The sequence below is a fragment of the Kineococcus vitellinus genome, from assembly GCF_009906315.1.
Classification (GTDB): Bacteria; Actinomycetota; Actinomycetes; order Actinomycetales; family Kineococcaceae; genus Kineococcus; species Kineococcus vitellinus.
Map to the genome: position 1 here is coordinate 1 of NZ_JAAALL010000408.1, position 2,968 is coordinate 2,968.

Below are 2,968 nucleotides of genomic sequence, written 5' to 3' on the forward strand. Positions count from 1 at the left end.
GGCTTCGACCTAGGTCGAAGCCGGGGCGCACCCGCCCGGCGGACGCGCCGCCGCCGCTGCCGCAGCACGCTGGAGCGGTGACCACGAGCACTGCCGCCCAGCCCGCCGAGCAGCCCGCCGAGCAGCCCGCCGACCCGGTGGCCGACCGCCCGTACACCGCGCTGCTGCGCGACGAGCGGCACCGCTGGTGGCGGCCGCTGGTCGGTCTCGCCGCGGCGGCCGGCGGCCTGCTGGTGCTGCTCGTGGTGCTGCTGGTCGGCGCCGTCGTGCTCGCGCTCACCACCGGGGCCCTCGGTCGCGGGGAGGGTCCCGGGCTCGACGACGCGCAGGTCGACGTGGCGCTGGTGAGCACCTGGTGGGGGTGGGCGCTGTCGAACCTGCTGCTGGCCGCGGGGATCCCGCTGGCCGCGCTGGCGGTGCTCGCCGGGCACCGGCGCCGGCCGGGGACGCTGTCATCGAGCGCAGGCCGCTTCCGCTGGCGCCGCACCGCTCCCGCCGCGGCGGCGGCCCTCGTCGTCCTCGGCGCCCTCGTCGCGCTGGGGTACGCCGTCGACCCCGTGGCACCGCCGGGGGACCTCGTCCCCCGCGAGGTCGTGCTGCTGCTGCTCGTCGTGCTGCTGACGACCCCGCTGCAGGCGGCCGGGGAGGAGTACGTCTTCCGCGGCTGGCTGAGCCAGGCGCTGGGCTCGTGGTTCTCCCGCCCCGCGGTGGGAGCCGTCGTGGCCGCGGTGGTCTCCGCCGCGCTGTTCGGCCTGGCCCACGGCGGCCAGGACGCCTGGCTGCTCACCGACCGCGTCGTCTTCGGCCTCGTCGCCTCCTGGCTGGTGTGGCGCACCGGCGGTCTGGAGGCCGCCGTCGCGGTGCACGCCGTGAACAACGTCGTCGTCCTCGTGCCGGCCGTCCTGACCGGAACGCTCGTCGAGGCGTCGCTGGCCACGAGCGCCCCGCCGTGGACGGTGCTCAGCGGGATCGCCGCCCTGCTCCTCGTGGCCGCGGTCGTGCACTGCACCGCGCCGCCGCGCGCCGGTGGGTACCGGGCCCCGCTCGGCTGAGTCCTCAGCCGAGCCCGTGCCAGCGGCTCTCGTCGCTGGCGCGGCGCAGCGCGAACACGTCCGGCACCGACAGCCGACCGATCCCGTACCGACCGGCGGCGGGGTCGGTGCGCGCGTACTCCTCGCACGCCGCGAGGTAGCGCCGGCCCGGGGCGCGCTCGCTGCTCAGCGCGGGCCGCTCGCGCTCCAGCGCCCACTCGTCGGGCTTGACGTAGAAGCGGACGTCGCCGCCGGTGGTGGGGGCCAGGTCGCGCAGCGCCGCCCCCAGCGCGGCGTGGTCGCGGTGGCCGTCGCTCCAGCTCGTCGTGCGGAAGGCGCCCGCGGGGAACAGCCCCGTCCACGTGCCCACCACGCTGCGCGCCAGCGCCGGGGTGAGCGCCCCGTCGACGCAGTGCCCCAGGAACACCTGCTCCTGCGGCACGCCGAGGGCCGCGCAGGCCGCGAGGAACTCCCGGTCCCGGGCGGCGGAGAACTCCGCCACCGACAACCCGGTGAGCTCCCGGGCCGCGGAGGCGCGCCCGTCGGTGACGAGGACCACGACGACGTGGCGGCCCTCGGCGACCGCCCGCTCGATCGCCGGTCCCGTGGTGAGGGTCTCGTCGTCGGCGTGCGGGGAGAAGAACACCACCGGGTCGTCCACGCCCTCCGGAGCCGCCATCGACTGCGTGCGCACGGTGATCGCCATGCCGGGACGCTAGCGCGCGGACGCCGGCACCCCCGCGGCCCCGGCGGCCGCGGGGCGCAGGGCGCGCGCGACGAGCGCGGCGAGCAGCCCGGCGGCGACGGGCACGAGCAGGGCGGTCCGCAGGTCCGTCAGCTCCGACAGCGCGCCCACCGCCGGGGAGGTGACGAGGAAGCCGATCCGCATCAGCCAGCCGAGCACGGCGATGCCGGTGCCCTCGGGCAGCCCCGGCACGCGGCCGGCCGCGGCGAACGCGGCCGGCACCAGGGTGGCGCAGCCGAGACCGGCGAGCGCGAAACCGGCGAAGGCCGGGGCGGGCGCCGGCGAGAGGACGACGAGCGCCGCGCCCGCGGCGACGACGAGACCGCCGGCGCGGGCCACGGCCGCGCGGCCCCACCGGTCGGTCACCGGGTCGCCGAGCAGCCGCCCGGCGAACTGGGCGAGCAGCGCCACGCTGAGCGCCAGCCCCGCGACCGCGTCCGGGGCGCCGGTGCGGGTGCGCACGAACAGCACCGCCCAGTTGTTGGCCACGTCCTCCACCAGCGTGCCGCAGATCGCGAGCACCACGAGCGGCAGCAGCAGCCGTGCGGCGCGCCGGCGCACGCGCGGGCCGGCGAGCGCGCCGGAGGGCCGCTCGTGCAGTTCGGGCCGCTCGTCCGCGCGCAGGGCGGTCCGGACGCCGGCGGGGACCACGGCCAGGCGGCACGCGAGGAGCGCGACGAGCGCCCACGCGGCGCCGTTGAGCAGCACCTGCAGCCCCGGGTCCACGTCCGCGGCGGCCGCGGCGGCGCCGAGCGCGCCGCCGGTGGCCGCGCCGGCCGACCAGGCGGCGTGGAAGGAGTTCATGGCGGAGCGGCCGCGCCACTGCTCGACCAGCACCCCCTGCACGTTCTGCGCCGCGTCGACGACCGCGTCGAGGGCCCCCGCGAACGCCAGGGCGAGCGCGAACAACCACACCGCGCGGCTGCCGCCGGCCGCGGCGAGCGCCCCCGCGAGCGCCACCGACCCGACCGCGCTCGCGCGCAGCGCGCCGAAGCGGCGGATGACCCGGCCGGCGAGGGGGGCCGCCAGCAGGGCACCCACGGCGAAGGCGACGACCAGCACGCCGAACCCGCTGTCGCCGAGACCGAACAGCGCCTTGAACTCGGGGTAGCGGGGCAGCAGGGCGCTGAAGAGGACGCCGTTGGTGAAGAACATCAGCGCCACTCCGGTCCGGGCGCGGCGGGGGGAGGGC

The 2,968-nt window shown here is 78.5% G+C and carries 3 protein-coding genes; 1 reads left to right on the plus strand and 2 read right to left on the minus strand.

Annotated elements, in window-relative coordinates; translation table 11 throughout:
* Positions 1 to 77 precede the first annotated feature (77 nt).
* Entirely contained in the window at positions 78 to 1,052 is a 975-nt protein-coding gene (locus GTQ99_RS27285) for a CPBP family glutamic-type intramembrane protease (protein ID WP_166617762.1), read from the plus strand.
* A 4-nt stretch (positions 1,053 to 1,056) separates the two neighbouring features.
* Here the strand turns inward: GTQ99_RS27285 and GTQ99_RS21655 are convergent, their stop codons facing one another.
* Both GTQ99_RS21655 and GTQ99_RS21660 read right to left on the minus strand, forming a co-directional pair.
* Positions 1,057 to 1,737: a PIG-L deacetylase family protein gene (locus tag GTQ99_RS21655; RefSeq protein WP_166617763.1), complete on the minus strand. Its 681-nt coding sequence runs from the start codon at positions 1,735 to 1,737 to the stop codon at positions 1,057 to 1,059.
* Between the two features lie 9 nt (positions 1,738 to 1,746).
* Positions 1,747 to 2,968, minus strand: a 1,222-nt coding sequence (locus tag GTQ99_RS21660; RefSeq protein WP_166617764.1) for an MFS transporter, incomplete at its 5' end; no start/stop codon positions are given.

Bases quoted from the DNA above. Each gene is read 5' to 3' on its own strand.
- GTQ99_RS21655 (WP_166617763.1), bottom strand. From the start codon at position 1,737: ATGGCGATCACCGTGCGCACGCAGTCGATGGCGGCTCCGGAGGGCGTG.